At 39.0% G+C, this 26,546-nt stretch carries 30 protein-coding genes and 1 pseudogene; 6 read left to right on the top strand and 25 right to left on the bottom strand.

The genetic code is table 11. From position 1 onward, the window contains the following. Positions 1-2 precede the first annotated feature (2 nt). The 4 genes from pta to yjbM are packed head-to-tail and all read right to left on the bottom strand — an operon-like array spanning position 3 to position 3,350. Positions 3-980, bottom strand: a complete 978-nt coding sequence (gene pta, locus HMPREF1654_RS05210; RefSeq protein WP_003076828.1) for a phosphate acetyltransferase — start codon at positions 978-980, stop codon at positions 3-5. Between the two features lie 3 nt (positions 981-983). Next, a complete protein-coding gene (locus HMPREF1654_RS05205) occupies positions 984-1,880 on the bottom strand; it encodes an RluA family pseudouridine synthase (RefSeq protein WP_003076705.1) in 897 nt (298 codons plus the stop codon). After that, positions 1,877-2,695, bottom strand: a complete 819-nt coding sequence (locus HMPREF1654_RS05200; protein WP_003076316.1) for an NAD kinase — start codon at positions 2,693-2,695, stop codon at positions 1,877-1,879. Before HMPREF1654_RS05200 ends, HMPREF1654_RS05205 begins: the two co-directional genes overlap by 4 nt. Further along, complete coding sequence (yjbM, locus tag HMPREF1654_RS05195; RefSeq protein WP_003076848.1) at positions 2,679-3,350, bottom strand: GTP diphosphokinase; 672 nt, start codon at positions 3,348-3,350, stop codon at positions 2,679-2,681. The genes HMPREF1654_RS05200 and yjbM overlap by 17 nt, the downstream gene beginning before the upstream one ends. A 95-nt stretch (positions 3,351-3,445) precedes the next feature. Between yjbM and HMPREF1654_RS05190 the strand changes: the two genes are divergently transcribed. The 6 genes and pseudogenes from HMPREF1654_RS05190 to HMPREF1654_RS10330 all read left to right on the top strand — a co-directional run bounded on the left by HMPREF1654_RS05190 (position 3,446) and on the right by HMPREF1654_RS10330 (position 8,005). Further along, the gene (locus tag HMPREF1654_RS05190) at positions 3,446-4,006 is read left to right on the top strand and encodes a CYTH domain-containing protein (protein ID WP_014829726.1); all 561 of its coding nucleotides are present in this window, start codon (positions 3,446-3,448) and stop codon (positions 4,004-4,006) included. Positions 4,007-4,089: 83 nt separating this feature from the next. Continuing rightward, positions 4,090-5,049 carry a ribose-phosphate diphosphokinase gene (locus HMPREF1654_RS05185; protein ID WP_100207837.1) on the top strand — a complete coding sequence of 320 codons (960 nt, stop codon included), beginning with the start codon at positions 4,090-4,092 and terminating at the stop codon, positions 5,047-5,049. A gap of 9 nt (positions 5,050-5,058) precedes the next feature. Beyond that, positions 5,059-6,174: a cysteine desulfurase family protein gene (locus HMPREF1654_RS05180; protein ID WP_003076970.1), complete on the top strand. Its 1,116-nt coding sequence runs from the start codon at positions 5,059-5,061 to the stop codon at positions 6,172-6,174. Positions 6,175-6,178: 4 nt separating this feature from the next. Then, positions 6,179-6,526 (top strand): DUF1831 domain-containing protein, encoded by a 348-nt coding sequence (locus tag HMPREF1654_RS05175; protein ID WP_003072290.1) that lies wholly within the window; start codon positions 6,179-6,181, stop codon positions 6,524-6,526. A gap of 180 nt (positions 6,527-6,706) precedes the next feature. Continuing rightward, positions 6,707-7,351, top strand: a complete 645-nt coding sequence (locus HMPREF1654_RS05170) for a redox-sensing transcriptional repressor Rex (RefSeq protein WP_003076985.1) — start codon at positions 6,707-6,709, stop codon at positions 7,349-7,351. 17 nt (positions 7,352-7,368) lie between these two features. Next, a pseudogene (locus HMPREF1654_RS10330) lies at positions 7,369-8,005 on the top strand (gamma-glutamyl-gamma-aminobutyrate hydrolase family protein). On the opposite strand, the gene radC reads toward HMPREF1654_RS10330, so the two are convergent. The 21 genes from radC to HMPREF1654_RS05065 form a co-directional block, all read right to left on the bottom strand. After that, on the bottom strand, positions 8,002-8,682 hold the full coding sequence (gene radC, locus HMPREF1654_RS05160) for a RadC family protein (protein WP_003072284.1): 681 nt from the start codon (positions 8,680-8,682) through the stop codon (positions 8,002-8,004). The pseudogene HMPREF1654_RS10330 and the gene radC overlap by 4 nt on opposite strands. Before the next feature lie 85 nt (positions 8,683-8,767). Beyond that, positions 8,768-9,421, bottom strand: coding sequence for a phosphate signaling complex protein PhoU (phoU, locus tag HMPREF1654_RS05155; RefSeq protein ID WP_003076541.1), 654 nt, complete (start codon positions 9,419-9,421; stop codon positions 8,768-8,770). Between the two features lie 80 nt (positions 9,422-9,501). Next, the gene (gene pstB, locus HMPREF1654_RS05150) at positions 9,502-10,260 is read right to left on the bottom strand and encodes a phosphate ABC transporter ATP-binding protein PstB (protein WP_003076735.1); all 759 of its coding nucleotides are present in this window, start codon (positions 10,258-10,260) and stop codon (positions 9,502-9,504) included. Between the two features lie 39 nt (positions 10,261-10,299). After that, entirely contained in the window at positions 10,300-11,103 is an 804-nt protein-coding gene (pstB, locus tag HMPREF1654_RS05145; RefSeq protein ID WP_003069507.1) for a phosphate ABC transporter ATP-binding protein PstB, read from the bottom strand. A gap of 11 nt (positions 11,104-11,114) precedes the next feature. After that, a complete protein-coding gene (pstA, locus tag HMPREF1654_RS05140) occupies positions 11,115-11,999 on the bottom strand; it encodes a phosphate ABC transporter permease PstA (protein WP_003076526.1) in 885 nt (294 codons plus the stop codon). Further along, positions 11,989-12,900: a phosphate ABC transporter permease subunit PstC gene (gene pstC, locus HMPREF1654_RS05135; RefSeq protein ID WP_003076298.1), complete on the bottom strand. Its 912-nt coding sequence runs from the start codon at positions 12,898-12,900 to the stop codon at positions 11,989-11,991. Before pstC ends, pstA begins: the two co-directional genes overlap by 11 nt. Positions 12,901-12,920: 20 nt before the next feature. Next, positions 12,921-13,787, bottom strand: a complete 867-nt coding sequence (locus HMPREF1654_RS05130; protein ID WP_003076360.1) for a phosphate ABC transporter substrate-binding protein PstS family protein — start codon at positions 13,785-13,787, stop codon at positions 12,921-12,923. A gap of 106 nt (positions 13,788-13,893) precedes the next feature. Next, positions 13,894-15,198, bottom strand: coding sequence for an RsmF rRNA methyltransferase first C-terminal domain-containing protein (locus HMPREF1654_RS05125; RefSeq protein WP_003076634.1), 1,305 nt, complete (start codon positions 15,196-15,198; stop codon positions 13,894-13,896). A gap of 9 nt (positions 15,199-15,207) precedes the next feature. Then, positions 15,208-15,972 (bottom strand): inositol monophosphatase family protein, encoded by a 765-nt coding sequence (locus HMPREF1654_RS05120; RefSeq protein WP_003076801.1) that lies wholly within the window; start codon positions 15,970-15,972, stop codon positions 15,208-15,210. Further along, the gene (locus tag HMPREF1654_RS05115; protein ID WP_016670394.1) at positions 15,956-16,240 is read right to left on the bottom strand and encodes a UPF0223 family protein; all 285 of its coding nucleotides are present in this window, start codon (positions 16,238-16,240) and stop codon (positions 15,956-15,958) included. Before HMPREF1654_RS05115 ends, HMPREF1654_RS05120 begins: the two co-directional genes overlap by 17 nt. A 1-nt stretch (position 16,241) precedes the next feature. Next, a complete protein-coding gene (locus HMPREF1654_RS05110) occupies positions 16,242-16,643 on the bottom strand; it encodes a Spx/MgsR family RNA polymerase-binding regulatory protein (RefSeq protein WP_003072266.1) in 402 nt (133 codons plus the stop codon). 120 nt (positions 16,644-16,763) lie between these two features. Then, positions 16,764-17,696, bottom strand: a complete 933-nt coding sequence (locus tag HMPREF1654_RS05105) for a bifunctional riboflavin kinase/FAD synthetase (RefSeq protein WP_003076713.1) — start codon at positions 17,694-17,696, stop codon at positions 16,764-16,766. A gap of 25 nt (positions 17,697-17,721) precedes the next feature. After that, entirely contained in the window at positions 17,722-18,600 is an 879-nt protein-coding gene (truB, locus tag HMPREF1654_RS05100) for a tRNA pseudouridine(55) synthase TruB (protein WP_003076764.1), read from the bottom strand. A gap of 3 nt (positions 18,601-18,603) precedes the next feature. After that, positions 18,604-19,410 (bottom strand): alpha/beta fold hydrolase, encoded by an 807-nt coding sequence (locus HMPREF1654_RS05095; protein WP_003076337.1) that lies wholly within the window; start codon positions 19,408-19,410, stop codon positions 18,604-18,606. Between the two features lie 2 nt (positions 19,411-19,412). Beyond that, a complete protein-coding gene (locus HMPREF1654_RS10025) occupies positions 19,413-19,565 on the bottom strand; it encodes a hypothetical protein (protein WP_003076345.1) in 153 nt (50 codons plus the stop codon). Further along, the gene (locus HMPREF1654_RS05090; RefSeq protein WP_003076898.1) at positions 19,562-19,948 is read right to left on the bottom strand and encodes a hypothetical protein; all 387 of its coding nucleotides are present in this window, start codon (positions 19,946-19,948) and stop codon (positions 19,562-19,564) included. The genes HMPREF1654_RS10025 and HMPREF1654_RS05090 overlap by 4 nt, the downstream gene beginning before the upstream one ends. A 5-nt stretch (positions 19,949-19,953) precedes the next feature. Continuing rightward, entirely contained in the window at positions 19,954-21,222 is a 1,269-nt protein-coding gene (locus HMPREF1654_RS05085; RefSeq protein ID WP_003076793.1) for a DUF2130 domain-containing protein, read from the bottom strand. A gap of 190 nt (positions 21,223-21,412) precedes the next feature. Further along, positions 21,413-22,426, bottom strand: a complete 1,014-nt coding sequence (locus tag HMPREF1654_RS05080) for an alpha/beta fold hydrolase (protein WP_003076585.1) — start codon at positions 22,424-22,426, stop codon at positions 21,413-21,415. 5 nt (positions 22,427-22,431) lie between these two features. Further along, positions 22,432-22,920, bottom strand: coding sequence for a GbsR/MarR family transcriptional regulator (locus tag HMPREF1654_RS05075; protein ID WP_003076468.1), 489 nt, complete (start codon positions 22,918-22,920; stop codon positions 22,432-22,434). A gap of 109 nt (positions 22,921-23,029) precedes the next feature. Further along, a complete protein-coding gene (locus tag HMPREF1654_RS05070) occupies positions 23,030-24,775 on the bottom strand; it encodes an ABC transporter ATP-binding protein (protein ID WP_003076983.1) in 1,746 nt (581 codons plus the stop codon). Then, positions 24,768-26,534: an ABC transporter ATP-binding protein gene (locus HMPREF1654_RS05065; protein WP_003076711.1), complete on the bottom strand. Its 1,767-nt coding sequence runs from the start codon at positions 26,532-26,534 to the stop codon at positions 24,768-24,770. The genes HMPREF1654_RS05070 and HMPREF1654_RS05065 overlap by 8 nt, the downstream gene beginning before the upstream one ends. Between the last annotated feature and the right edge of the window lie 12 nt (positions 26,535-26,546).

Below are 26,546 nucleotides of genomic sequence, written 5' to 3'. Positions count from 1 at the left end.
TCCTAATAATGAGCAACGGCTTGACTGGCAGTAATCAATGTCAATTTATAAACGTCATCAGCATTGCATCCACGTGAAAGATCATTTACTGGGTGATTCAATCCTTGCAAAATAGGACCGACTGCAGAGAATCCACCTAGGCGCTCTGCCATTTTATAACTGATATTTCCAGCTTCGATACCAGGAAATATAAAAACAGTCGCTTGGCCAGCTACATTACTGCCAGGAGCTTTTAACTCTGCGGTTTTAGGTACAAAGGCTGCATCAAATTGTAATTCTCCGTCAATAGCCAAATCTGGTCGCATTTCCTGCGCAAGTTTCGTTGCCTCAACAACTTTATCAACTTTTTCACCAAATCCAGATCCTTTACTTGAATAACTAAGCATGGCCACCTTTGGGTCAATATCAAAGATTTGTGCAGTTAATGCTGAATTAATAGCAATTTCTGCTAATGTCTTAGCATCTGGATCAATATTGATTGCACAATCGCCGAAAACATATCGTTCATCACCACGAACCATTAGAAAAGCACCTGATGTACGAGAAACCCAAGGAAGGGTTTTGATAATTTGAAGAGCAGGTCGAACTGTGCTTGCAGTAGAGTGAATTGCACCAGAAACCATCCCTTGCACTTTTCCAAGATAAACGAGCATGACACCAAAATAATTAACATCCTCTTTCAATAGCTTACGAGCTTCTTCCTCCGTAATTTTTCCTTTACGGCGTTCAACAAAAGCCGAAACCATTTCTTCAAAGCAAGAACAATTTTGAGGGTCAATAATTTCATAACCTTCTGTCACGCCTTCGATTTCAAGATAAATTCGAATTTTTTCAGGATTCCCCAATAAAACAGGGATAATACTTGTTTCTTTTACCAACCGTTTTGTTGCTTGAAGAATACGTGGTTCTTCGCCTTCTGGTAAGACAATTTTTACTTCTTTATCTTGAAGTGTTTCACGAATTGTTTCAAAAATTTTCATGTTTTACTCCTTTTTATTGCTTAATTTTTGAATCACTGCTTGGAAATCTTCCGGAATAGGACTCGATTTATTCACCACTTCCTTATGAAAGGGATTGTAAAAACGCAGCGAATGACAATGAAGAGCTTGTCGCGTTATACCATCTGTCAGGCTACCGCCATACAAATCATCTCCTAAAAGTGGAAAACCAATGTAAGAAAAATGAACCCTAATCTGGTGTGTTCGTCCTGTGTGAAGATGGATATCTACGAGATAAATGTCACCATAGTGCGCAAGAACTTTATAACTTGTATGAGCATATTTCCCATTTTTTGCTACACAGCGTGTAATAATGCTCCTATCTTCTCGTGCGATAGGAGCGATAATATCTCCTTCAGACTTTAACGGTGTAGAACCTTTAACCAAAGCATAATAACGTTTTTCGATTACTTTCTTTTGCAATTGCTTATCCAATCTTGCATGAGCATAACCATGCTTTGCAAACAACATCAGACCACTCGTATCACGATCTAAACGTGTCACAATATGAATTTGCTGATTTTCATAATGCTTAGAAATGTAATAAGCTTTCACGAAATTAGCCATTGTATTAGAATGATTCACACTAGGAATGCTAGCCACACCAGCGGGCTTGTTTAAAATCAAAAAATGTTCATCTTCGTATACAATATCCAATTCTTTTTCTACTGCACATAGACTACTAAATCCTTCTTCTGCCGGAATATCAATCACAACTTTGTCGCCAACGTCTAACAAGTAAATTGCATTTTGTTTCTTGCCGTTGACTTGAATACTTCCACCAGAAAACTTAATTTTTGCAAGTAAACTTTTAGAAATTTCATGTTTTTTTAAAAAGGTTTTGACTTTCACATGTTCATCTGCAACAAATTCAAACCTCATTCATCCACCTCGCCAATAAAAGCATCCTTTACACGATTCCAAAAGCTAGTATGACTTGGTGTAGCAAGAAAGTTAATCTTATGTTGATCAATTTGAAATTCAATTTTAGAAATATTGTTTATGATAAAATTCTGATTGTCAATTGAAATCGCATGTCGATCATTCCAAGTCGGCACGATTTCAATTTTATCTTTCTTAGGAACGATAATTGAGGAGCCTAAGGTTCGAAATACACGATTATTTAAGCTTGCAACTTCTGCAATCTGAAGAGCTTCAATCGTTGGATGCAGAACAGCTCCACCTAATGATTTATTGTAAGCTGTACTTCCTGTCGGAGTTGACACGGAAATACCATCACCACGAAAGCGCTCAAAATGTACTTGATTGATAATTACATCAGCAACCATTGTTCGTCCAGAACGCTTGAGCGTTGCTTCGTTTAAAGCGCGCTTTATACAAATTTCATTATTTCCATGGAAAATCTTAACATTTAAAATCGGATAAGATACTTTCGCACCAGTATCTAATTTTAAATTATCAATCAATTTGTCCAATTCAAAATCTCGATAATCCGTATAAAATCCTAAATGTCCTGTGTGAACACCAACAAAACGAACTTTATCCAACTGATCTTCATATTTATGAAAAGCTGATAAAAGCATCCCATCTCCACCGATGGAAATGACAATATCAGGATTATTATCATTCAAAATAAAGTGATTTTGTTTTAGTTTCTGTTTCAATTGGCGACAAATTTCTTGACTTTGCCGTCTGCGATTACTGATAATCCCTATTCTTTTACCTGTATTCTTCATCTGTATCGTCACTATTTCCTACGCCATCATTCAATTTGCGACTGATTGGGTCAAATAAAGCTTGCGCTTCTTGAATATCATCACGAATCTTCCCCATTTCCTCGTCCAATTGATAGGCAATTTTTGCTGTAATCTCTAAACGTTTCTTAATTTCATCTGGAAACTCACCTTTGTATTTATAATTCAGCGAATGTTCAATTGTTGCCCAAAAATTCATGGACAGAGTACGAATTTGAATTTCTGCTAAAATCGTTTTGCTCCCCTTAATGGTATCAACGGGGTATTCAATAATAACATGGTAACTGCGATAACCACTAGCTTTACGATTTTTAATATAGTCTCTCTCTTGGATAATCCGCATATCATGACGTTTTCGCAAAACATCCAAAACTTCTTCTACATCATCCACAAATTGGACCATCACGCGCAAACCTGCTATATCCTGCATATCTTGCGCTAGATTTTCCTCTCTAATTCCACGCAAAACCATTTTTTCTTTAATGCTTTCTATTGGTTTCACGCGCCCCGTTACAAACTCAATCGGAGAATGCTGTTTTTGTTTTCTATACTGTTTACGAATCCCACGCAGCTTAATTTTCAATTCGCCCACCGCTTGAATATAAGGATCCAGAAACTCTTCCCACTCTAATTGCATACACTCACCTTGTCATTTTACTCTTTTTTTTATAAAATAAACACAATACTTATTATAACATAAATCGCTTTCAAACAAAAGAAAAGGATTGGAAAATGAATCATTTGGAAATTGAATACAAAACACTTTTGACAAAAAATGAGTACCAACAACTATTGCCACTATTTGCTGATGTAAAACCTATTAAGCAGACAAACTACTATATTGATACACCTGACTTTTCAATTCGAGATGCAAAAATGGCACTTCGGATTCGTACTTTTGAAAATCGTGCTGAGTTAACATTGAAAATTCCTCAGCAGGTCGGTAATATGGAATACAATCAATCACTTACTTTAGCAGAAAGTCATCTCTTCATCAATGAATGTGTGCTACCAAAAGGAGAAATACACACCCTACTAATCCACACTCCTATCAAACTCAATGAACTACAACTTCTAGGGAGTTTGACAACCACTCGTTACGAAAAAGAAAGCAGCATCGGCTTAATAGCACTTGACGAAAACCATTTCTTTAATACAATAGATTACGAATTGGAACTCGAAGTAACAGATGCTAAAATTGGAAAAAAACAATTCGACCACTTTTTACAAGCTCATCATATCCATTATAAATATGCAAAACCTAAAGTTGCAAGATTTGCTCAAAACTTATGAATAAAAAGCTGAAATTTTACTTATTTTTTGATAAAATGGAGTGTAGAAATCAAAAGGAGACTTAATAAGTTATGATGGATATACTGACGGATAAAACACAGATGAAGTTATTTGCACTAAATTCCAATCACGATATAGCCGAAAAAATTGCTAAAGCTGCTGGTGTTCCCCTTGGAAAATTATCCTCACGTCAATTCTCAGATGGAGAAATTCAAGTTAACATTGAGGAAAGTGTACGTGGTTTTGATGTATTTATCATTCAGTCAACGAGTTTCCCTGTCAATAATCATTTAATGGAACTTCTCATCATGGTGGATGCTTGCAATCGTGCCAGCGCTAATTCTGTTAATGTCGTTATGCCATATTTTGGCTATGCTCGTCAAGACCGTACAGCTGCTCCTCGTGAACCAATTACGGCAAAACTGGTAGCAAATATGTTGGTAAAGGCAGGAGTTGATCGTGTTCTGACCCTTGATTTGCATGCCGTTCAAGTTCAAGGTTTCTTTGATATTCCTGTTGATAACCTTTACACTGTCCCTCTCTTCGCCAAACATTACTGTGAAAAGGGCTTGTCTGGTGAAGATGTTGTTGTGGTTAGTCCAAAAAATTCTGGTGTTAAACGTGCTAGAAGTTTAGCAGAGCATTTAGATGCTCCGATTGCGATTATCGACTACGCTCAAGACGATACCCACCGTAACGAAGGCTATATTATCGGAGATGTAGCTGGGAAAAAAACTATCCTTATTGATGATATTTTAAATACTGGTCGTACATTTGCTGAAGCTTCCAAAATTGTTGAACGCGAAGGTGCAACAGAGATTTATGCAGTTTCTAGTCATGGTTTATTTGTTGAGGGAGCCGCTGAAAAGTTAGACAACTCTCCCATCAAAGAAATTCTGGTTACTGACTCAGTTGCAACGAAAGAAAAAACTCCGAAAAATGTTCAATACATTACTGCAAGCGAGCTAATTGGAGACGCAATCGTTCGTATCCATAAAAGAAAACCCGTTAGTCCTCTATTTGCTTATAATAAAAAGAAATAAGGAGAAATCTTGATTTATTTCGATAATGCAGCAACAACCCCCATGTCAAAGACTGCTATGACTGCTATGACACAGGTTATGGAAAATACCTTTGGTAATCCATCTAGTATCCATAACCACGGCAGAGCTGCTAACAAAATTCTTCGCAAAGAACGACAAGAACTTGCTGACCTACTTCATACTAAAAGTCAATATATCATCTTTACATCAGGTGGGACAGAAAGTAACAATACAGCCATAAAAGGGTATGCCTTAGCCCATCAAGATCAAGGAAAGCACATTATCACCACTGCTATCGAACATCATTCTGTGCTTGCAACTATTGAATATCTGGTAGATAAGTTTGGCTTTGAAGCGACTTATATCCAACCTCAAAATGGAGAAATCACAGCTCAGCAGATAAAAGAAGCTCTTAGAGAGGATACTATACTTGTCTCCACTATGTATGCCAACAATGAAACTGGCTACCTGCTTCCAATCAAAGAAATTGCTGAAGTTTTGAAACATCATCCTACCGCTTATCATGTGGATGCAGTACAAATTATGGGCAAATTACCTGTGTATCCTGAAAAACTAGGAATTGATTTTATGAGTGCATCAGCTCATAAATTTCATGGTCCTAAAGGCATTGGTTTCTTGTATGCCAATCAGATGAAATTTGATAAATTTTTACATGGCGGAGATCAAGAAGATAAAAGACGTGCAGGTACTGAAAATTTAGCAGCTATCGCTGGAATGATTGCAGCTTTAAAAGAAAATCTCAGTTCTTATCAAGCAAATATTCACCATGTTGACAGTTTAAAAACACAACTGCTCACGGAGTTGGATGAGACAGACTATTATATCAACAATATTTCTCATACATTCCCCTATGTTGTAAATCTTGGCTTTCCTACACAGGCTAATGACTTATTACTAATGCGTTTAGACTTGGCAGGAATTTCTATTTCAACCGGATCTGCTTGTACAGCAGGTACAGTTGAACCAAGTCACGTTCTTGAAGCTTTTTATGGTAGTGATTCAAATCGTTTAAAGGAATCTATCCGCATTAGCTTTTCAGAACAAAATACTTCAGAAGAAGTTCACCAATTTACCACAATATTAAAAGAAATTTTAGGAGGATAAATAGATGGCTTTTGAGACCACTATTCACTTAAAAGATTGCCCATACAGCTACTCTCTTGGAGAAAACGTAAAAAAATTTACTTTGCGTGATAACACTTTCGCTGAAACAAAAGTTGGAAATTATGAATTGTCACGCTTATTAGAAAATGTTCCCAATAGTGGTGATGGTTTCCTATTAAAAATCATTATCAATAAAGAGCTTTCGGGTGTAAAAATCAATATTACAGACAAATCAGGACTTCGTTTGGTCAATATTTTTAAATCAGAGGCTAATCATATTATTCAGGAAAAATTTTATTTCCTAATGAATAGTTTGGTAGAACGTGGCATTTTCATCAAGAAAGATCAATAGGAAAATGACCTAGTTTAAAGTCTTATTTTTAAACTATCAGCGAAGTAATAAAGTAAGAGTAGGATAAAATGCAGAATCAAAAATTTTCTGCATTTTATCCTACTCTTTTTCTATTTTTATCAAATAAGTTGATTTTTTCACAAACTTTCTATAAAATAGTCATTGAAAGGATGTGGTTTTGTGAAATCTGAAAAAAGTACAGTTATTCCACGTGCAACTGCTAAAAGACTCTCTCTTTATTATCGGATTTTTAAACGATTTAATTCTGAAAAAATCGAAAAGGCAAATTCAAAGCAAATCGCAGATGCTATCGGAATTGATTCAGCAACTGTCCGTCGAGATTTTTCTTACTTCGGGGAATTGGGGCGTCGTGGATATGGTTATGATGTAAAAAAGCTCATGAATTTTTTTGCTGATTTACTTCATGATCATTCGATTACCAATGTGATGTTGGTTGGTATCGGTAATATGGGACATGCCTTACTCCACTACCGCTTCCATGAACGTAATAAAATGAAGATTGTCATGGCATTTGACATTGACGAGCATCCTGAAGTTGGAACCACTACAAATGACGGGATTCCTATTTATGGTATTTCACAAATCAACAATAAACTAAGAGACGTAAATGTACAAACAGCTATTTTAACAGTTCCAAGCACAAAAGCTCAAGAAGTTGCAACTACTCTTGTGGAAGCTGGTATAAAAGGTATTCTCAGTTTTTCACCTGTCCACTTAACTGTTCCAAAAGATGTTGTCGTTCAATATGTTGATTTGACCAGTGAGCTACAGACATTACTCTACTTTATGAAAAAAGAACATTAAAAAGCGTACCACTACTCATGAAGAAACCCATTATCGGAGCTACAGAAAATGAAAGACCAAATCCTTTTGCAATGATGAGCTATACTGCAAAAGAATTTGTAAAGGGTATTAAAGAAATTGGTGGAGGCCTTGTTATTTTAACAATTTGGGATGCAGATATGGCACACCCACTACATCCAGATGATTGATAAACTTATTCTAACGGATGGGCAAAATGTAGCTCTGCAATTTTATGGCGAAGAAAAACGATTGATAGGGATGATAGCACTTAGAACATGATGTATTTGAATTAACCCTAATTCATGAAGATATCCAGCAGGATAAACCAATTTTTACTGTTTATCGTGATACACAATTATTTCAAGTCACAATGGGAGAACTCTTTATCAAGATATTGAACATTACTAGCAAGACACTTCTGCTGAGTATACTATCCAAAATCGGTCACTAAATCCGGCTCTATTTTAGAAAAGTATCAAAGATTCAGCAAAGAAGATTGAAGTCATAATACGGGATTCAAAAGACAACGCTATTGAAGCTATTGCAACAACTGATAAAATCGCTTATCTAGGAGTTCAGTGGTATCTCGAATATTTATTTAAAACACGTCCTAAAGATCGGCTTCTTTTTGACTATGTTGGTAATAAACTTTAAATCAATTCTGTTTCTTCTCGATAACTATAATAATCTTTCTCAGCGACGATGAGATGATCCAGTAAGATGAAGCCCATTAGCTCACATGCTTCTCTTACATGTTTGGTCACTTCATCGTCGTTTTTGCTAGGTAGTACCGCTCCTGAGGGATGATTATGTACTAATATAATAGATGTCGCCATATGTTTCACAGCATAGTGCAAAATTTCACGTGGTTCTGCTATACTGCGTGACACACTGCCGATAAAAATAGTCTGTTGATGAATTATTTTATTTTGAGTGTCTAGATATAAAGCAACAAGATGTTCCTGTTTTTTATGTCCTAATTCCTGTTGCATTTTTTTCGCTAATTTTTGGCTACTTAAAATCTGCTCTTGCATAATCAATTTTGCCTTGCTGATTCGTTGCCCTAATTCAACCATAGCTTGCAACTCAATAGCTTTGATACGACCAATTCCAGAGATTGATTGTAGTTCTTGTAGCGTCATATTACGTAACTCATTTAAACTAGAAATAGTCGATAAAATTCGTTGGGAAACTTGAAAAACAGTTTCTTTTTTATTACCTGTTCGGAGAAGAATAGATAATAATTCTTGATTACTCAATTGTTCTGCACCTTCTGCTACCAAGCGTTCTCTTGGTAATAAAGAATCTTCCTGAAATGAAATACTATACATAAAAAACCTCCTCATATCCTTATTCGGAAAAAGAAGACTAAAATAAAAAATTTGAGAAAGCATCTCAAATTTTTTATTTTAGCTTTTACATTTCAACAATTTTGCCTGTTTCAAAATAAACAACCCATTCACAAATATTTTTGGCATAATCACCAATACGTTCTAAAAACGAAATTACTTGGAAGTAATCACGACCCGTGACGATCAAATCAGGATTAGCCTTAATTTCTTGCGTTGCTAGATCTCGAATATCATCAAAATACTGATTAATTTTCTCATCCATAGCTGCAACTTCATAAGCCTTATCCACGTCACCATTAAGGTAAAGTTCAAGTGCTGCTTCCACAAAATTTTTGACGTCACGTCCCATCTTACTGATTTCTTCTTCGACAGATTGAATACGAACTTCTCCTTTCATGCGAATCGTTGCTTGTGCAATGGAAACGGCATGATCCCCCATTCTTTCCACATCACTACTTGCCTTCAAAACTGTAATAACAGTTCGTAAATCTTGTGAAACAGGCTGCTGCAAAGCAATGATTTCTAAAGACTTTTTCTCCAACTTTACTTCATATTCATTTACTTCTGCATCTTTTTCAATAACCTCTTTTGCCAATTCACGATCGTGGGTCACAAATGCACGAACTGTGCGGTTAATCTGTGATAACACTTCATTTCCCATCGCATAGAATTGGTTATGGAGTTTTGCTAAATCTTCTTCAAATTGTACTCTAAGCATAAAATTTCCTTTCGTCAGATATAAATAGGATTAATAATCCTCGTGATTGGCTGAACTAACAAAAAGTAGCATCCATCTTTCTAGCCAAATTTTCCTGTAATGTAATCTTCTGTTTCTTTATGAATTGGACTGAGAAACATTTCTTTTGTAGTATTAAATTCAATTAAATCTCCACCCAGGAAGAACGCTGTCTTGTCTGAAATACGGCTAGCTTGCTGCATCGAGCGCGTCACCAGTAACATCGTATATTTATCTTTCAAGCCATGAAGTGTTTCTTCAATTTTTCCTGCTGAAATGGGATCAAGTGCTGATGTCGGCTCATCTAAAAGAATAATTTTTGGACTCGTTGCCAAAACACGCGCCACACAGACACGTTGCTGCTGACCACCTGACAAGCCAATAGCTGAATCATATAAGCGATCTTTCACCTCATCCCAAATAGATGCACTCTTGAGTGAAGATTCAACAACTTCGTCTAACACCTCTTTGTCTCTAACACCATTGATTCGCAGACCATAGACAACATTTTCATAAATCGTCATTGGAAATGGATTGGGCTGTTGAAAAACCATTCCAATTTCTTTTCGAAGTTCTACCGTATCTGTCCTCGGACTATAAATATTGTGTCCATTGTAAATTACAGTACCTGTCGTTGTAACCTCTGGATTCAAATCTCCCATCCGATTGATTGCTTTTAAAAGAGTTGACTTTCCCGATCCAGAAGGACCAATCAAAGCTGTAATCTCATGAGGCAATACATCTAATGATACACTATTGAGGGCTTTCTTTTTGTTATAATAAACCGACAAGTCCTTAATTTGTAAAATAGGTTCTGTCATCTGATAATCCTTTAATAAATTCTAAATTCACACAGTTTCTTATCCAAAATGGCCAGAAACATAATCATTGGTAGACTGCAACTTAGCATTTTGGAAAATCTTGGCAGTTTCATCATATTCGATTAAATCACCAAGATAGAAGAAGCCAGTATAGTCACTAGCACGTGCCGCCTGCTGCATACTGTGAGTTACTATGATAATCGTATAGTTCTTCTTCAACTCTAACATTGTTTCTTCTAACTGCGCTGTTGCAATTGGATCGAGCGCAGAAGCAGGTTCATCCATTAACAGTATTTCTGGCTTCACGGAAATAGCGCGAGCAATACAGAGACGTTGCTGCTGACCGCCTGATAACATCAAAGCAGATTTATGAAGATCATCCTTTACCTGTTCCCAAAGAGCTGCCTGTTTTAGAGATGTTTCAACAATTTCATCTAAAATCTTCCTATCTTTGACACCAGCACGTTCATGCGCAAAAGTAATATTACGATAAATGGACTTAGCAAATGGATTTGGTCTTTGAAAAACCATTCCGATATGCTTACGCATTTCATAAACATTGATGTCTGAGCGATTGATATCAATCCCTTCATACCAGATTTCACCAGTAACTTTGGCGATGTCAATCGTATCATTCATTCGATTCAAGCTACGAAGATAGGTTGATTTCCCAGAACCCGAAGGTCCTATAAGAGCTGTAATTTTATTTTTCTGAAACTGCATATCAACTCCTTTAATGGATTCATTTTTACCATAGTAAACATGCAAATTTTTTGTTGATAACACAACTTCTTCCTCAGGAAAAGTAACAATATGTTTTTCATTCCAGTTATATTCTGTCATTTCTTCTCCTTTTATGCAGATGTTAATTTTCTATGCAGGTAACTTCCAAGTTTACGAGCACCGAGGTTGAAAATTAAAATAAAGATGAGAAGTACCGCTGCTGATCCAGCTGACACTTCTACAGCATCAGGAATCGTTCCTTCACTATTGACTTTCCAAATGTGAACAGCTAATGTTTCAGCCTGACGAAAAACAGAGATTGGACTGGTTACACTAAAAATGTTCCAATTTGACCAGTCAAGTGCTGGGGCGGACTGACCTGCTGTATAGATAAGTGCAGCTGCTTCACCAAAAATTCGTCCAGAAGCTAATACGATTCCTGTCACAATACTTGGTAATGCTTCTGGAACTACAACATGAATAATCGTTTCCCAACGAGACATGCCAAGAGCAAGTCCCGCTTCACGCTGTGTATGATGCACATGCTGTAAGCTATCTTCCACACTACGTGTCATTTGTGGTAAATTAAATACAGTTAAAGCCAGAGCACCAGAAATGATTGAAAAACCATATTGGAATTGAATAACAAAAATCAAATATCCAAAGAGACCGACAACAACGGAAGGCAAAGATGATAAAATTTCAATACAAGTTCTGACAAAATCTGTTACCAGGCCTTTCTTCGCATATTCAGATAAGTAAATTCCTGCTCCCATTGATAACGGAATGGAAATAATTAAAGTAATAACTAACAGAAATAACGAATTATAAAGCTGAATTCCAATTCCTCCACCCGCTTGATAGGAAGACGATTGTCCAGTCAAGAATTTCCAAGAGACATGAGGTAATCCTCTTACTAGAATGTAAAGAATTAAAGAGGCAAGAATGCTCACAATGATTCCTGCAATGGTATAGAGGACACCTGTAGCCAATTTATCTATTTTTTTAGCGTGCATAGTTCTTCTTACCTCTTTCCTTTGTAATCAACTTAATCACAGTATTGAAAGCTAAGCTCATCAAAAGTAAAACCAGAGCGAGTGACCAAAGGACATTGTTATTAACGGTTCCCATAACAGTATTGCCAATTCCCATTGTTAAGATAGAAGTCAAAGTTGCAGCAGGTATCGTCAAAGAGGTTGGGATAACGGCTGAATTTCCTACAACCATTTGAATCGCCAACGCCTCACCAAAAGCACGAGCCATTCCAAAGACAATAGCTGTAAAAATACCGGATCGAGCTGCTTTTAACGTCACGCGCCAAATAGTTTGCCAGCGAGTAGCTCCCATCGCCATACTGGCTTCTCGATAATGGCGCGGTACAGCCCGTAAACTATCTGTTGTCATAAAAGTCACCGTCGGTAAAATCATGACAAAGAGAACAAAAATCCCTGATAAAATTCCAAAACCTGTCCCGCCAAACATACTACGAACAAAGGGGACGACAACCTGTAAGCCAATAAAACCATATACAACTGATGGGATTCCGACTAAAAGTTCAATAGCCGGTTGGAGAATTTTTGAACCTTTAGGAGAAACCTCCGTCATAAAAACAGCCGCTCCAATTGCAAATGGTGTCGCCAATAACGCTGATAGAAGAGTTACGAGGAAAGAGCCGAGAATCATCGGTAGAGCACCAAATTCCTTACCAGATGGATTCCATGTTGCTCCGAAAAGAAAACTGAAGATATTTACTTTATTAACAAAAAAAGTCGAAAGACCTTTCTCTGCTACAAACAATAAAATCATTGCAACGACAAAGATAATTAAACTCATACAAAGAAAGGTAATGGTTTTTCCAAAAGATTCCAAACGAGAATTCTTTGACTTTGTCAGCATTTTTTTTGCTACTTCGTTCATGTTATACTATACTCTTTCTGTTACTTTGAGCTAATTGTTCCATCAAGACTACGAGTCACTTTCATATCATTGATAGGAATATAGCCCATTTTTCCCACAATATTATTTTGTACTTCTGCTGTCATTATATAATCCAGAAATTTCTTAGTAAGTTTATTGGGTTCTCCCTTAGTGTACATATGTTCGTAAGACCAAAGTGGCCAATTATTAAGTGTTACATTTTTCTTTGTGGGCTTATAACCATTCAAATTTAAACTTTTTACACTCGTATCCACATAAGAAAAAGCTAAGTAAGAAATAGCACCTGGAGTCTGCGACACAATCATTTTGACCATTCCGTTAGAATCTTGCTCCTGCGCCTGCTTGGCTTCCTTGCCCTTCATAATAATACTATCAAAAACAGCACGGCTACCAGAACCGACCGCACGATTGATAATTGTAATGTCCAAATCCTGCCCGCCAACTTGTTTCCAGTTCGTATATTCACCAGTAAAAATTTTGCGTAGTTGATCTGTTGATAAATTATTTACCTTAATTCCTTTATTTGCAATAATCGCCGTACCCGCTACAGCAACTTGGTGATCCACTAAAGTTTTAGCCTTGATTCCGTCTTTTTCTTCTGCAAACAAATCACTATTTCCAATATCTACTGCACCTGATTGAACTTGTGATAATCCCGTACCTGATCCACCACCTTGCACATTGACAATTTTTTTCGGGTTTTCTTCAGTATATTTGTCTACAACTGCTTCAATCAAAGGCTGCAAAGCAGTTGAGCCTACAGCTGTTATTGATTCACCACGGTTAATCCAGGAAGCACAAGCTGACAAATTGATACTACAAAACATAAGAGTAATAAACAAAAGTATTTTTTTATGCTTTACCAAAATAATCTCCTTTTAAGATATGAAAACGCTTGTTGATCTATGATTTTTCTAACTTCTTTGCATCTCATCTCACTATAACATATATAGATGATTTTGGAAAGATTTTTTATTGAAATCTGAGGCCTTTTGGAAAATAATTTTTTAGAACATTTCCAGTTACTTTTGCAAATCCTAGACCATTGCCTTGAACAATTATCTGGTACCAACCATTTCCATATTTTTGATTGAGATTTACTATTTCACCAGCAACATATTTTTTAAATTGCTCCTCATCAATTTCAATTACTCGCTTCACCTCGTTTGGTTTTAAAGCAAGGCCCAAAGCAAAACTTGGTTCAAAACGTTTTTTCTTAAAGACTCCTAGATATAAGCCATTTCTAGCAATTTTCAATTTCGACATATCTGGTAGCCCTAATGGCAACAAATACAAATGATCACCAAAAGTCTGTAATTCTCCAGTCAGATCTATAGCTAGATGTTCTCTTTGAAACTTTTGCCACAACATCTTCTGCTCAGATGTCAGATGGCTCTTTCTTACTTTTAATTTTTTTGCTGACTGCTTACTACAAAGGCGAAATTTCGCAACAAATTGACCTTCACCTTTGAAATGGTGAGGATACATACGTGCAGTTTCTGGAAAGTTAATACCTGCAATCATCCCATTGATTTTAGGAATTTCGACTAATTCAAGCGGATAATTTTCTAGCAACCAATCCACTATTTGTTCGTTTTCCTCTGGTGACCAAGTACAAGTGGAATAAATGAGTTCGCCATTCGTCGCCAACATTTTTACCGTATTTTCCAATATCTCACGCTGAACCTGTGCACACTGAGGCGGATAAGATTCATTCCAATATTCCATTGCTTCCGGCTGCTTTCTAAACATTCCTTCACCAGAGCAAGGTGCATCTAAGACAATCAAATCAAAATAACCTTGAAAAACTTGGCTTAACCTATCAGCAGATTCATTAGTCACCACTACATTTCTCGCTCCAAAACGCTCAATATTTTCTACTAAAACCTTCGAACGCTTTGAATTGATTTCATTGGAAACAAGCACACCTGTATTATTCAAGTATGACAACAAATGAGTGGATTTCCCACCCGGCGCTGCAGCCAAATCAAGCACTTTCATATCCTGACGCGGTGCTGCAATTTGAGCAACCATTTGCGCAGCAGGTTCTTGAGAATACACCAAGCCTGTGACATGCTCTATTGATTTTCCAGAAATCTTGCCATAATAACCCCAGTTCGTGTTGGAGATAGGATTTAGAAAATGTTTTTGATGTTCTTTTAGTGGATTTACTCGAAAAGCGGAAACCGGCTCCTCATCAAAAGTTAGAAAAAAAGAGGGAGCCTCCTCTCCCAAAAGATTGTAGTATTTTTCTTTAAATCCTTTTGGAAAATGCATCTAATCCTCTCACTTTCGATATATGTATTTTTTAATTTCGTCCAATTTCATAGTTGGAATCATCATGATCCCCTGACGGCTTTTAAAATCAGGTTGCTCACCAGCAAATGTCAAAGTAGTATAGCCCAACTTATCGCCCATAATGGAAGCTGCAGCATAATCCCAAGGCCAAATATAGGAAATATAAGTCAAAAGTTGACCGGATAATACCTTGCTAAAGCTAATCGCAGCACTCCCGTATACTCTAACCCCTAAGGTTTCTTTCGCCAAGTCAGCAATTCCCCAATCATTGCGCTCAAAAATACCAGCATTTGAAGCCATTAAAAATTGATTTAAGGAGCGATCTTGGTAAGAAGGTAATTTCTGCTCATTACAATATACATCAAATTGACCACCACCATGGTATAACTTGTCTCCTATCACATCATAAATGACACCAAATTGACCAATCCCATTTTCAAAATAAGCCAATACAACCGCAAAATCAGCTTTTTGTGCTACAAAATTATTTGTACCATCAATAGGATCAATAACCCAAACATTCCCATCCGAAATAGAATGACGGAGGCCATTTTCCTCAGCTAAAATATGATCAGCAGGGTAAGCTTCTAAAATCCAGGTAACTAAATTATCCTGAACTTCCTTGTCCATTTGAGTTACTAAATCAGTCGGACTGGACTTAGTTTCGATTTCCAATTGATCATTTAGATGCTCCTTAATATAGGAAGCTACATTCAGAACAATTTGTTTAGCAAAATTAAATTTCTTTTCCAAGAGAAAACATTCCTTTCTCCTTTTGTTTTGCAGTTTGAACAGCTCGATATAAGGAATAGCCACTCGCTATTTCAAATTCACGTCCAATCCGCTTTTCTTCAGCTTTGCTTGGAACAATTTTTTTGAAGAGTTTGTAAGATAATAGTATCTCTTCTGCTGTTATTTTTTCTTCATAAGCCCGCTCTACATCATTCAAAAAAGAAAGCACTGAAGCAAGCTCTTCAGTGCTCCACGACATGTCTAGTGGGTAACGATAGTTTTTATTCATATTACTCAATCTCAGCTCTCAGGGTTGCAGCACGCAATTCTTGTTTTCGATATCCGCGAGGCAAAAACGCACGAATCTCATCTTCATTAAATCCAATTTGCATTCGTTTTCCCTCTAAAATAATCGGACGACGTAAAAGACTTGGATTTTCTTCAATTAAGCGTAATAACTCAGAAATTGATAAACTTTCAACATCTAAATTTAATTTTTGAAATATTTTGGAGCGAGTTGAAATGATGTCATCTGTTCCATTCTCCGTGAGAGAAAGGATATGTTGCAATTCTGATGCAGATAGAGGACTCGTCATGATATTGTGTTCCTCAAAAGGAACTTCATGATTAGATAGCCATGCACGCGCCTTGCGACAACTTGTACAACTCGGTGATAAAAATAGTGTAACCATGCATTTCTCTTCTTATTATTTGTAACTGTTATCATTATACTAAATTTTATGTAAGATTACTAGGTATTTTTACAAATTTTCTCCTATTTTTTAGGAAAAATAAGAAGCTTACTACATGATTTAGTGGTTCCCATTTTTAGGAGTCCAATATCTTGCGATTTTCTCATCTACCTGTAATTGTTTGACTAGCTCAGCTACATTATCGAATTTTACCATATCTCGTATTTTTTCTAACCAAAAAATACGAATAGTATCACCATAAATATCTTGTGAAAAATCCAAAAAATTGACTTCAAAACGAAGTTCATCGCCTTCAAAAGTAACATTTTTTCCGACGCTAGCCATTCCTCGATAAATCTGACCGTCATGCTCTACATCGACCACATAAACACCATCTGCTGGTAGAATAACTCGATCTAGTGGAGCAAGATTTGCCGTTGGATAGCCAATCGTTCGCCCTCTTGCATTACCATGAACGACTATGCCACAGGTGGATAGCGAATAACCTAGCAATTGATTGCTTTCCGCTACATTTCCGGCTAGTATTGTCTCTCGAATACGAGTTGAACTAATTTTAGAACCATTCAAATTTACAGAGGGAACCACGATAACTTGTCCGTCAAACAGTGTTTCCAAATCTTCTGCACTGCGTCGATCAGAACCACAATGATAATCAAAACCTGCAACGACTGCCTTTGCTTTCAAACGCGAGATGTATTTTTCAACAAATTGCTTGGCCGTATTGCGAGCAAATTGACTGGTAAAGTCAATCAAATAGAGATAATCTACACCAAGATTTTCTAATTGCTGCAAGCGATCTTCTAAGCTTGTCAAATGAAGCATCAATGAAGGCTGGTAACGTACAAAAGTCAATTTAGGAGACTCTGGGAAAGTCAGCACTGCAATTTTCAAATCCTTATCTGATGCAATCTTTCTCGCCTCAGCAAACAATACTTGATGCCCCTTATGCAGTCCGTCAAAATACCCTAGCACTAATACTGTATGTTCAATTTGCTGAATGTCTTGTTCGTTTTTAATTCTAATCGTTTTCATCACTTATCTATTTTATCACAAAATGTTAAAGAAACACTTTTCTAGGTTTATATTCTTCGTCACGCTTTTCTAGAATAGCAAGCAATTTCCCCTGGAAAAATCCAGCTACTTGAGTTTCATTAGAATTCACATCAATAAATCGACCAAATCGCACATCCTCTGCCTGATCTTTTGTAAGGTCTATCTTAACCAAATCCCCTATACCCAATTCGAGTGGTTGGAGAAAGGAGAAATCTTCCACTTCTACTCGCTCTGCTATTTCATCCAGGGTCAAAGCATCATCTAAGCTCATACCTGCAGAGGAAGTCCGTGTCAGCTTGGACATGTGACTGGCAAAGCCAAGCTTGGCTCCCAAATCAACAGACAGGGTTCGGACATAGGTCCCCTTGCTGCATTTCACTCGAAAACGAAAGCGGGCTTCCTCATCTTCGTAGGAAATCGGACTGGTGCGCTCAAAGCTATAGATAGTCACCTGCCGCTCTGGCCGCTCCACTTCTTGACCCGCACGAGCATACTCATAAAGCTTGCGGCCATTGACCTTGACTGCTGAGTACATAGGCGGAATCTGGCAAATCTCACCAATCATGGACTCCATAGCTTCATCGATAAGGGCTTCTTCTAAAAGTTCCGTCACTGGCGTCCACTCTAGGATGTCTCCGCTGGCATCCTCTGTCGTTGTTGAGCAACCCAGAGTAATCTCCCCCTCGTAGACCTTGCCTTCCTCCTGCATGAACTCGACCAAACGTGTCGCCTTGCCCACAGCAATCGGAAGCACCCCTACCACATCTGGATCCAAGGTGCCCCCATGACCGATTTTCTTGGTTTTTAAAATCTTGCGCAGCTTAAATACCGCATCATGCGAGGTCATGCCCGCTTCTTTTCTTAGGTTGATAATTCCGTTCATTGGTTAACTTTCTAAAAATACTAAAACTCTCTTTTGGAAATCCTTATGCTGTTCATAGAGTGCGTGGCCACAGTCTGGCAAAATAGTCAGCTGGCTATCTTTGATATGTTGATGCAATTCGAGCGAAGCTCCCACACCTAGAACATCATCTTCTTCTGCTCCAATGATTAGCGTAGGGCACTTGATCTTTCCCAAAACAGCCAGACTATCATGTCTTAAGCATGAGATGGCCTGAATAGCAATCCGCTGTTTATCTTTAATGCGACCAAAGATTCCCATTATCCGATAAAGGTATTTGAATTTTCCAAAAGATTTAGCCGTATAAGAGTGACTTGCAATATCAAATATCAGTTCTTTATAGGCTCCAGTCTGACTCAACTCAAGCCAGCGAGTAATCCTCTCCCTACCAAGATTATTCAGTTTCGCAATTGTAACTGTCAAAATCAATTTTTCAACTCTTTCCGGGAAATCTGCTGCCAACCACTGGGCAATCATACCGCCTTGGGAAATTCCTAGGACAGCAATCGTTTTCAGACCTAAAACATCCATAGCTTCAGCTATATCAGTCGCCATATTTCGTGTTGTATAATTTTCTGGTAATTCATTGATTCGGCTAAAAACGTAGACCTGGTAAGCTGTTGTGAAACCTCTATAAGCTAGGGCAAGCATTTGCGCCATTCCCTTAACAGTCGCCAAACCATCCCCTAGACCTGGAATGATGAGCAGCGGCTTCTTACCTTTTCCAAAGGTCGCATAGTCCATGCTTTTTTCGTTAAAATGCAGGATATGATTTTTTGCACGATAGACCATATTCAGAATCCTCTCAAAAGTTTACTTACAAAAATATCCCTGAGTCTACTTTGCAATTCATCTTTTTCTGCTGAATAGCCCAATACTTTATACAGGGGCGGCAGAACTTCTGCGTCTTCTTTCTGATATTCTTGAACAGTCAATTGATCTATCATTTTTCTATTTTTCTTTCAAAATACTGCTTATAAATAGTTACCGCTATCTGACGTTTTTTCTTAATAACCAAGTCAGTCGCCTCTTCATCGTCCATAAATCCAATCCCTGAAAAAACTAACAAACCTAGTCCAAGATAAGGTAAATTCTTAACAGATAAGGGTATCCCTTGAAAAAAGACTAAATAGCAAAGTAATAAAAAATAAACTACATTAGCTAACAGTACTTGTTTGCCTCGTTCAATCCATATTTCTTTACGTAATTCTGAAGAAGCAGCCTGCCATTGCTGATTAAAAGTTTCCTTCCCTTCTTGTAGCAGCCTTTCTATAATTCGATCAATCTCAGCAAATTTGGTTGATTGTATCCAACGGGTTGTTAAGTCCAATTTTCTCACTCCTTCAAAGCTTCAAACTTAGCTTTCATAGTAGGATTTTTGCGTGTCAGTTTTTTGACAGAGACATCCTCCAGTTTGTTATTTGCTAAGCGCAGCTGGTTTTCAGAGGTCGTCAGGAATTTCTTGATTTCTTCCATACGGCGGATGGCCTTGTCAATCTCTTCGATTGCCTTGCCAAAGTTTGTCGAAGCAGACTGATAGTTCTTAGCGAAAGCTACTTTAAAGGCATCCAAATCTTCCTCAAAATGCGTAATATCAATATTCTGCTCCCGCACCAAGGCCAGTTCCTGCTTGTACTGGAGCGAATTGAGGGCAGCATTACGCAAGAGGGTAATCATGGGTAGGAAGAACTGAGGCCGAATAACGTACATCTTCTCATAGGCATAAGATACATCGACAATACCTGAATTGTAGAGCTCGCTGTCAGCCTCAAGAAGTGTCACAAGAATAGCATATTCACAGCCTTTCTCATGTCGATCTTTATCAAGCTCTTTGAAGAAATGTTCGTTTTTCTTCTTGGTCGCTGTCTCATCGCCTTCATTTTTCATCTCAAACATGATGGAGAGAATTTCTACACCATTTTCATCCACCTCACGGTAAATGTAGTCACCCTTGCTGCCGGTTCTGGCATCATTGTCCTTGCCAAACTCCGCTCGTGGAAACATGGCCATACGGTTCTTGTTAAACTCGTACTCGCAGTGCTGTTCCAAACTCTCGCCAATCATCTTAGTAGACTGCTTGGCCTTAAAATCCTTGTAGAACTCTATGGTCTCATCTTTCTGCCGCAGCTCTACCTCATAGCGCTCTTTGAGCGAGGTCTGAGCCAGCGCTGCTTCCTTTTCTTGCAAGACTAGCTGGTTCTTAACCTCGTCTCGCTCTTTTTCCAGCGCAGACAAGGTCTTTTGCAATTGATTTTCATGCTCCAAGCGCAGGGTTGTCAGCTGACTTTCCAATTGCTGAACTTCCTTGTCTTTTTCTTGTAACTGAAGACTAGCTGCCTGCTCTGCCTCTTTCTTTGCCAATTCCTGCTGGGTCTCAAACTGAGCAATTTGACTTTGAAGATTGCTAATTTCCTGCTCTTTCTGCGATAAGAGAGCTTGTTGGATATTCTGGGATTTTTGCTCTGCTAAAGCCAGCTCCTGCTCAATCCGAGCATGAATTTCCTTGTCAAACTCTGCAGTTCGAACCTGCGACAAAAGCTCACTGTACTGGCTCTCATTGACTGTAAAAACCTCCCCACAGTTAGGGCATTTGATTTCGTTCATGGGGTACCTCTTCATCTAAAATTAAACATTTTATTCTTTTTTTCCAAGTTGATAGATTATATCGCTATCATTTATTATTTCTAACTCTATTTTTCATCATTATCCCAAATTCACTAATCTACTTCTCACGACTATCAACTATTATACCATTCCTACCAATAAATGAAAAATAGCAAGCCATTGGCTTGCTTTAGCTGTTCTGAATTGTGTCTTTAAACTCCAGCAAAGCTTGGATATAGCAACGAGGTTTAAATGCATGGATGACATGGTTGGCTGGAATTTTTTTGTAAATAGTCTGTGGCGCCAGTTCCAGAATATGCTGAACATCCTGGTCATCTAGAGCCCCAACTAGACCGTACTTCTCATATCTTTTCCAGTTAGCATGGAGAAATAGTATTGGACAAGTGCTTGCTTTCAGGGCTTCAGCATGATGAATACCTTGATAAAATCGGCCATCCACAAAAGCGCGAGCAAAATCTGGATCAAACATGGACAGTGATTTCAGAAGCAGCTTCAAAGCAGATGGAAAACCAACTTCCAGTGGCTGATTGGGGTGATTGGTTTGAAATTTCTTGATACGCTTTGATAATAAACGAATCATCCAGTCAGGCATTTTTTTAACCCGATTCTCCGAGACAGGCATCTCCTGACCTGAAAAATAATCCGCCAAATCACGATTGTCCAAATCCCCTATTTTTTCTACCATATGCTTGAGACCATTGTAGACAAAACGGTCCCTCTCCTTAAAACGAGGCATCTCTGCAGAAAAGACAGGAGCATCCTCAATGACAATTCCTGCTACTTCTGAACCCAAATTGGCTGCACACCAAAGAGCGATAATACCTCCTGAAGAATTTCCCGAAATGATTACTTTCCCTTGGACGACATTGTCAATAAAGGAACGCATATCCTGACCGATTGTAGACCAAGAATAATCTCCTGGTGTCCAACTGGACTTGCCATGCCCCCGAATATCAATAGCATATACCTTGAACTGCTGAGAAAGAGGAATCAGGACTTTGCCATAAGATTCCCAAGTTCCCATTTGAGCTGGAATAAGCAGAAGATTGGGTCCATTGTCCGGTCCCACAACATAATTCAGTTTAACCTGTCCTGTATCATAGAGCTTTTCTTCAAAACCCGCCCGAATGAGTTTTTTGTCTCCAATATTTCCTGATAAATATTGATAAGGATTTTCATACATCTTCGTCACCTTCTTTGCTTGTCTCTGATATGTTTCTGCCAAGCCTTCAACATTTCCTCCTGATAATGAGTCTGGATATCCAGCCATGCTTTCATGTCTTCTAACTGCTGGTGCTCGAGCGAATCTTCAGCCAGTTCCTGCTGTCCCCTTTCAACAATCTGCTTGATTGGAAATAAAGCTTCTTTTCGATGTTCTAGAACTCGTTCCCAAGCCTGGGGGGAAAATCTAAAATAGTCAATCCTATCTCCAGGAAAGGTAACCTTTTCTATCCAGCCATTGAGCATCAATGCTCGAATATTGGTAGAAATACTGCTCCTGCTTGCTTGAAGGAGAGCCGACATATCTTCTGCTGACAAAGGTTCTCCATAAACAAGACTCAAACCGAAAATCCTACCCCCGATTCGTGGAATACCATAACCTTCATAAATGGCAGCAATATTCTCAATAAACTTTTGTAACTCTGGCTTTAAACTAATCTTCTTTTTCTGATTCATATCTGTTACCTCTTACCTATAGTATACCTCTTTCACTCATTTCAGTCAAGACTGAAACAAATGAAAACAAACGTAAAAAAACCGCTGATTTACAACGGTTTAAATACTATCACTCCCCCATCTCAATCCGCCAGCTGGCAGCTGTTTTTCTTTCTTGGATAAACTTACTATAGATACCTTGTTTTGCAAGTAAGTCTTGGTGTTTGCCTTGCTCGACAATACGGCCTTGATCTAACACCAAAATCTGGTCTGCATGCTCAACTGTCTTGAGTCGGTGGGCAATCATGATAATGGTCTTATCGCGAGTCAGAGCCTGAATAGCCTGCATGAGGGCTTCTTCATTCTCTGGATCAACATTGGCTGTTGCTTCATCCAGAATGATAATAGGCGCATCCTTGATAATAGCCCGCGCGATGGAAATGCGCTGACGCTCACCTCCAGAAAGACTGGCACCCCCTTCACCAATCTTGGTATCATAGCCATCAGGTAGCGAGAGGATAAAATCATGACAGGCGGCTTTCTTGGCAGCCTCTATCACTTCTTCCTGACTGGCCTCCGGCTTGCCAAAACGAATGTTATTGGCAATGGTATCCTCAAAGAGGTAGACGCTTTGGAAGACAAAGCTGAAATTGCGAATCAGGCTGTCATAGCTGTAATCCCTGACATCATGCCCGTCCAAACTAATACTTCCATGGTCCACATCCCAGAAGCGGGCAATGAGATTGCAGAGCGTTGTCTTGCCTGATCCAGAAGGTCCGACCAAGGCAGTCGTCGTTTTTTCTGGAATGGTGAGGGAAACTCGGTCAATGATTTTCTTATTTCCATAAGAGAAGCTAACATCTCTCAGCTCAATCCGACTGCTCTTAGGCTCAATATCCTGACCGATGATGTCCATAGGCTGGATAGCCAAGACTTGATTGACCATATCAACCGACAAATCAACAATGCGCAGGAGAGAAGAGAAAGAGCCAACGCCGTCTAGATTTTCATAAATCATAAAACCACTGACAATCATCATAATGGTTACCAGCAGCTCCATACCACCATTGAGATAAAAGTAGATAGAGAAAAGCCCCATAAAGAGACCAGTCAGCTTGGTCACTATGCCTTGGAGGGCAATGTAAGGTGAGGTCACGAGTGTCATTTTGGTATCTAGCTGACTTTTGCGTTCAATAGCTTTGGACAGCTTCTTGGCAGAACGGTTAACCAGATTATAGTTCTTTACTTCTGCAATCCCTTGGCTATATTCCAAAACAACGGCTATCAGGTCCGTATCCGCCTGATACTTGTCATCAGAAACCTTGCCAACTTGCCAACGCATAAGGGTATTTGGCAGGAGAAAGAGGACGAGACCAACCAAGAGAACCAGACCAACCCGCCAGTCATAGAGAAAGACCAACATAGTGATGAGGCCAGTCGTCAGAAAGCCCTGCACAGTCATCATAACCACTCTGGTAGCTACATCAGACAGTCCTTCCAGCGTATTGGTCGTAACACTGGTAATCTTGCCCAAGCTATTTTGATTAAAGTAACCCATGGGCAGATAGCGCATGTGCTCGGCAATTTCAATCCGCTTCTGAGCACAGGTATGATAGCCCGCTTCCGTCTGTAGCATGGTAATTTTCAGTGTAATCCAGACGTTTAGCACAGTGGATGCCAACATGATACCCAGAGCCAGCCAGAAGGTCTGCATAGAGAGATTCTTCTCAATCAGTCCCATAACGACTAGGCCGATTGCTGGGATACGCAGAGCGATGATAAAGGACTTGATGATACCCAGATAAATGGATTGATAAAATTTCCTACGGTCCTCTGTTGTACAGAAATCAAAGAATTTCTTCAGTATATTAAGCATGTGTCAGCCCTCCTTCCATCTCACCACTATCCCTGGTAGCAATATGGACCTGCCACATGGAAGCATAAAGCGGACTGGCTGCCAGCAACTCTTCATGCCGACCTCTAGCTTCGATTCGGCCATCATTGACTAGAACTATCTGGTCTGCGCTCATAATCGTAGACAATCGGTGGGCAATGACAATCAAGGTCCGTCCTTCAATCAAACGAGCTAGACTGGACTGAATCCGTGCTTCATTTTCCGGATCTGTATAAGCAGTCGCTTCATCCAAGATAAGAATCGGCGCATCCTTAAGCATGGCACGGGCGATGGCAATCCGCTGACGCTCCCCACCAGATAGATGACCGCCGCCAGAGCCTACCTGAGTCTCAAATCCGTTTTCTAAGTTCATGATAAAGTCATAACAGCCACAACGACGGGCAATTTCGATGACCACTTCGTCAGATGCTGCTGGATTTCCCATCCGGATATTTTCCATAATAGTCTCATCAAAGAGATAGTTATCCTGGGTCACATAAGCAACCTGCCGACTGTAATAGTCTAGCGGAAGCTGGCGAATGTCCAAGCCACCGTAAGTAATCTGGCCAGAAGTGACATCCCAGAAAGAAGCTAGAAGCTTGGCAATTGTAGACTTACCTGAGCCTGATGGCCCAACTAAAGCATTGATGCTGCCAGCCTTAATATCTAGCGAAATTCCATGCAGTACTTCCGCTTCATCTGTATAGCCAAATCTGACATCCGTCATGACCAGATCTGTTCCTTTTGGAAGTTCTATCAGCTCCTGAGGCCTTTTCAAATCAGGCTTTTCCAAAATATCGATCACTTGACCAAAAATAGTCCCGATTTTCCGTAAATCGTCCATGTAACTTGCCACTAAAATCAGAGGAGTCAGAAGACTAAGCGACAGAATAATCATTAGAATGAAATTGCCGGCAGTCAAACTGCCTTGCAGATAGAAATAACAGCCAGCCGGCAGCAGAAAGAGCAAGCCTGATGGCAGAAAAGCAGTCACAATGCCCATCTCCAGATTGAACTTGCGCATCCACTCAATAAAGCAGTCTGCTCCTTCTCTAGCAGCCGTCACAAACTTATCGTAAGAAAACTTTTCTTTGCCAAAGACCTTGATAACTTCAATCCCATTGATGTATTCCACCGCTGTATCATTGAGCTTTTTGGTCTTGACCAGAGTATTTTGATAGTCAGCTTCGCTATTGGCAACCATCCGCATATAGGCCAGCCCCACAATGGGAATAGTCAGGAGAGACAGCAAGGTCAGGCGCCAATCGACAACCAGCATGGCAATGAGAACAATAATCGGACCAAAAATCCCAGCAGTAAACTCTGGAATTAGGTGAGCCAAGGTCGTTTCGGTCGCATCCACCCGCTCAACGATAATGTTTTTATAGCTCCCTGATGACTGACTAAGCACTGTACCAAGAGGCAGCCTAGCCAGCTTGTCTGTCAGGCGGCGCCGCATTTCCGCTAAAATCTTAAAAGTAGCCGTATGCGACAGCATAGTGGAAATACCGTGGAAGCCCCAGTAGCCAATCCAGGCTAGACCTGCCCAAGCTGACTGCTGCAGGTAGAAATCCCAGTTTTTATTGCCCGCCAAGAGCTGATTAATCATTCCACCAATAAAGAAATAAGGCAGAAATCCTGAAATCACAGAGGCAAGGGCAAAGATCAGACTGAGTACAAAATATAGCTTATGAAGGGAAACAAAGTCCCAGATCCAAGCAAGAACAGATTTTTTCTTCATAGAATTTCCTTC

The organism is Streptococcus intermedius SK54 = ATCC 27335, assembly GCF_000413475.1.
GTDB classification, from domain to species: Bacteria; Bacillota; Bacilli; order Lactobacillales; family Streptococcaceae; genus Streptococcus; species Streptococcus intermedius.
The sequence above is the reverse complement of the archived record's forward strand: the minus strand, read 5'-3'. Positions and strand labels throughout refer to the sequence as shown.

What these genes read in the sequence shown, in the direction of transcription:
- HMPREF1654_RS05105 (WP_003076713.1), bottom strand. Translation starts at nt 17,696, where the DNA reads ATGAAAACGATTAGAATTAAAAACGAACAAGACATTCAGCAAATTGAA.
- HMPREF1654_RS05085 (WP_003076793.1), bottom strand. Translation starts at nt 21,222, where the DNA reads ATGAACGAAATCAAATGCCCTAACTGTGGGGAGGTTTTTACAGTCAAT.
- HMPREF1654_RS05205 (WP_003076705.1), bottom strand. Translation starts at nt 1,880, where the DNA reads ATGAGGTTTGAATTTGTTGCAGATGAACATGTGAAAGTCAAAACCTTT.
- HMPREF1654_RS05065 (WP_003076711.1), bottom strand. Translation starts at nt 26,534, where the DNA reads ATGAAGAAAAAATCTGTTCTTGCTTGGATCTGGGACTTTGTTTCCCTT.
- HMPREF1654_RS05200 (WP_003076316.1), bottom strand. Translation starts at nt 2,695, where the DNA reads ATGAAGAATACAGGTAAAAGAATAGGGATTATCAGTAATCGCAGACGG.
- pstB (WP_003069507.1), bottom strand. Translation starts at nt 11,103, where the DNA reads ATGACAGAATATAACTGGAATGAAAAACATATTGTTACTTTTCCTGAG.
- yjbM (WP_003076848.1), bottom strand. Translation starts at nt 3,350, where the DNA reads ATGCAATTAGAGTGGGAAGAGTTTCTGGATCCTTATATTCAAGCGGTG.
- phoU (WP_003076541.1), bottom strand. Translation starts at nt 9,421, where the DNA reads ATGCTTAGAGTACAATTTGAAGAAGATTTAGCAAAACTCCATAACCAA.
- HMPREF1654_RS05110 (WP_003072266.1), bottom strand. Translation starts at nt 16,643, where the DNA reads ATGGTTACACTATTTTTATCACCGAGTTGTACAAGTTGTCGCAAGGCG.
- pstA (WP_003076526.1), bottom strand. Translation starts at nt 11,999, where the DNA reads ATGCACGCTAAAAAAATAGATAAATTGGCTACAGGTGTCCTCTATACC.
- HMPREF1654_RS05115 (WP_016670394.1), bottom strand. Translation starts at nt 16,240, where the DNA reads ATGAATAAAAACTATCGTTACCCACTAGACATGTCGTGGAGCACTGAA.
- pstC (WP_003076298.1), bottom strand. Translation starts at nt 12,900, where the DNA reads ATGAACGAAGTAGCAAAAAAAATGCTGACAAAGTCAAAGAATTCTCGT.
- pta (WP_003076828.1), bottom strand. Translation starts at nt 980, where the DNA reads ATGAAAATTTTTGAAACAATTCGTGAAACACTTCAAGATAAAGAAGTA.
- HMPREF1654_RS05125 (WP_003076634.1), bottom strand. Translation starts at nt 15,198, where the DNA reads ATGCATTTTCCAAAAGGATTTAAAGAAAAATACTACAATCTTTTGGGA.
- HMPREF1654_RS05175 (WP_003072290.1), top strand. Translation starts at nt 6,179, where the DNA reads ATGGCTTTTGAGACCACTATTCACTTAAAAGATTGCCCATACAGCTAC.
- pstB (WP_003076735.1), bottom strand. Translation starts at nt 10,260, where the DNA reads ATGACAGAACCTATTTTACAAATTAAGGACTTGTCGGTTTATTATAAC.
- HMPREF1654_RS05095 (WP_003076337.1), bottom strand. Translation starts at nt 19,410, where the DNA reads ATGGTCTATCGTGCAAAAAATCATATCCTGCATTTTAACGAAAAAAGC.
- truB (WP_003076764.1), bottom strand. Translation starts at nt 18,600, where the DNA reads ATGAACGGAATTATCAACCTAAGAAAAGAAGCGGGCATGACCTCGCAT.
- HMPREF1654_RS05080 (WP_003076585.1), bottom strand. Translation starts at nt 22,426, where the DNA reads ATGTATGAAAATCCTTATCAATATTTATCAGGAAATATTGGAGACAAA.
- radC (WP_003072284.1), bottom strand. Translation starts at nt 8,682, where the DNA reads ATGTATAGTATTTCATTTCAGGAAGATTCTTTATTACCAAGAGAACGC.
- HMPREF1654_RS05070 (WP_003076983.1), bottom strand. Translation starts at nt 24,775, where the DNA reads ATGCTTAATATACTGAAGAAATTCTTTGATTTCTGTACAACAGAGGAC.
- HMPREF1654_RS05190 (WP_014829726.1), top strand. Translation starts at nt 3,446, where the DNA reads ATGAATCATTTGGAAATTGAATACAAAACACTTTTGACAAAAAATGAG.
- HMPREF1654_RS10025 (WP_003076345.1), bottom strand. Translation starts at nt 19,565, where the DNA reads ATGATAGATCAATTGACTGTTCAAGAATATCAGAAAGAAGACGCAGAA.
- HMPREF1654_RS05075 (WP_003076468.1), bottom strand. Translation starts at nt 22,920, where the DNA reads ATGAATCAGAAAAAGAAGATTAGTTTAAAGCCAGAGTTACAAAAGTTT.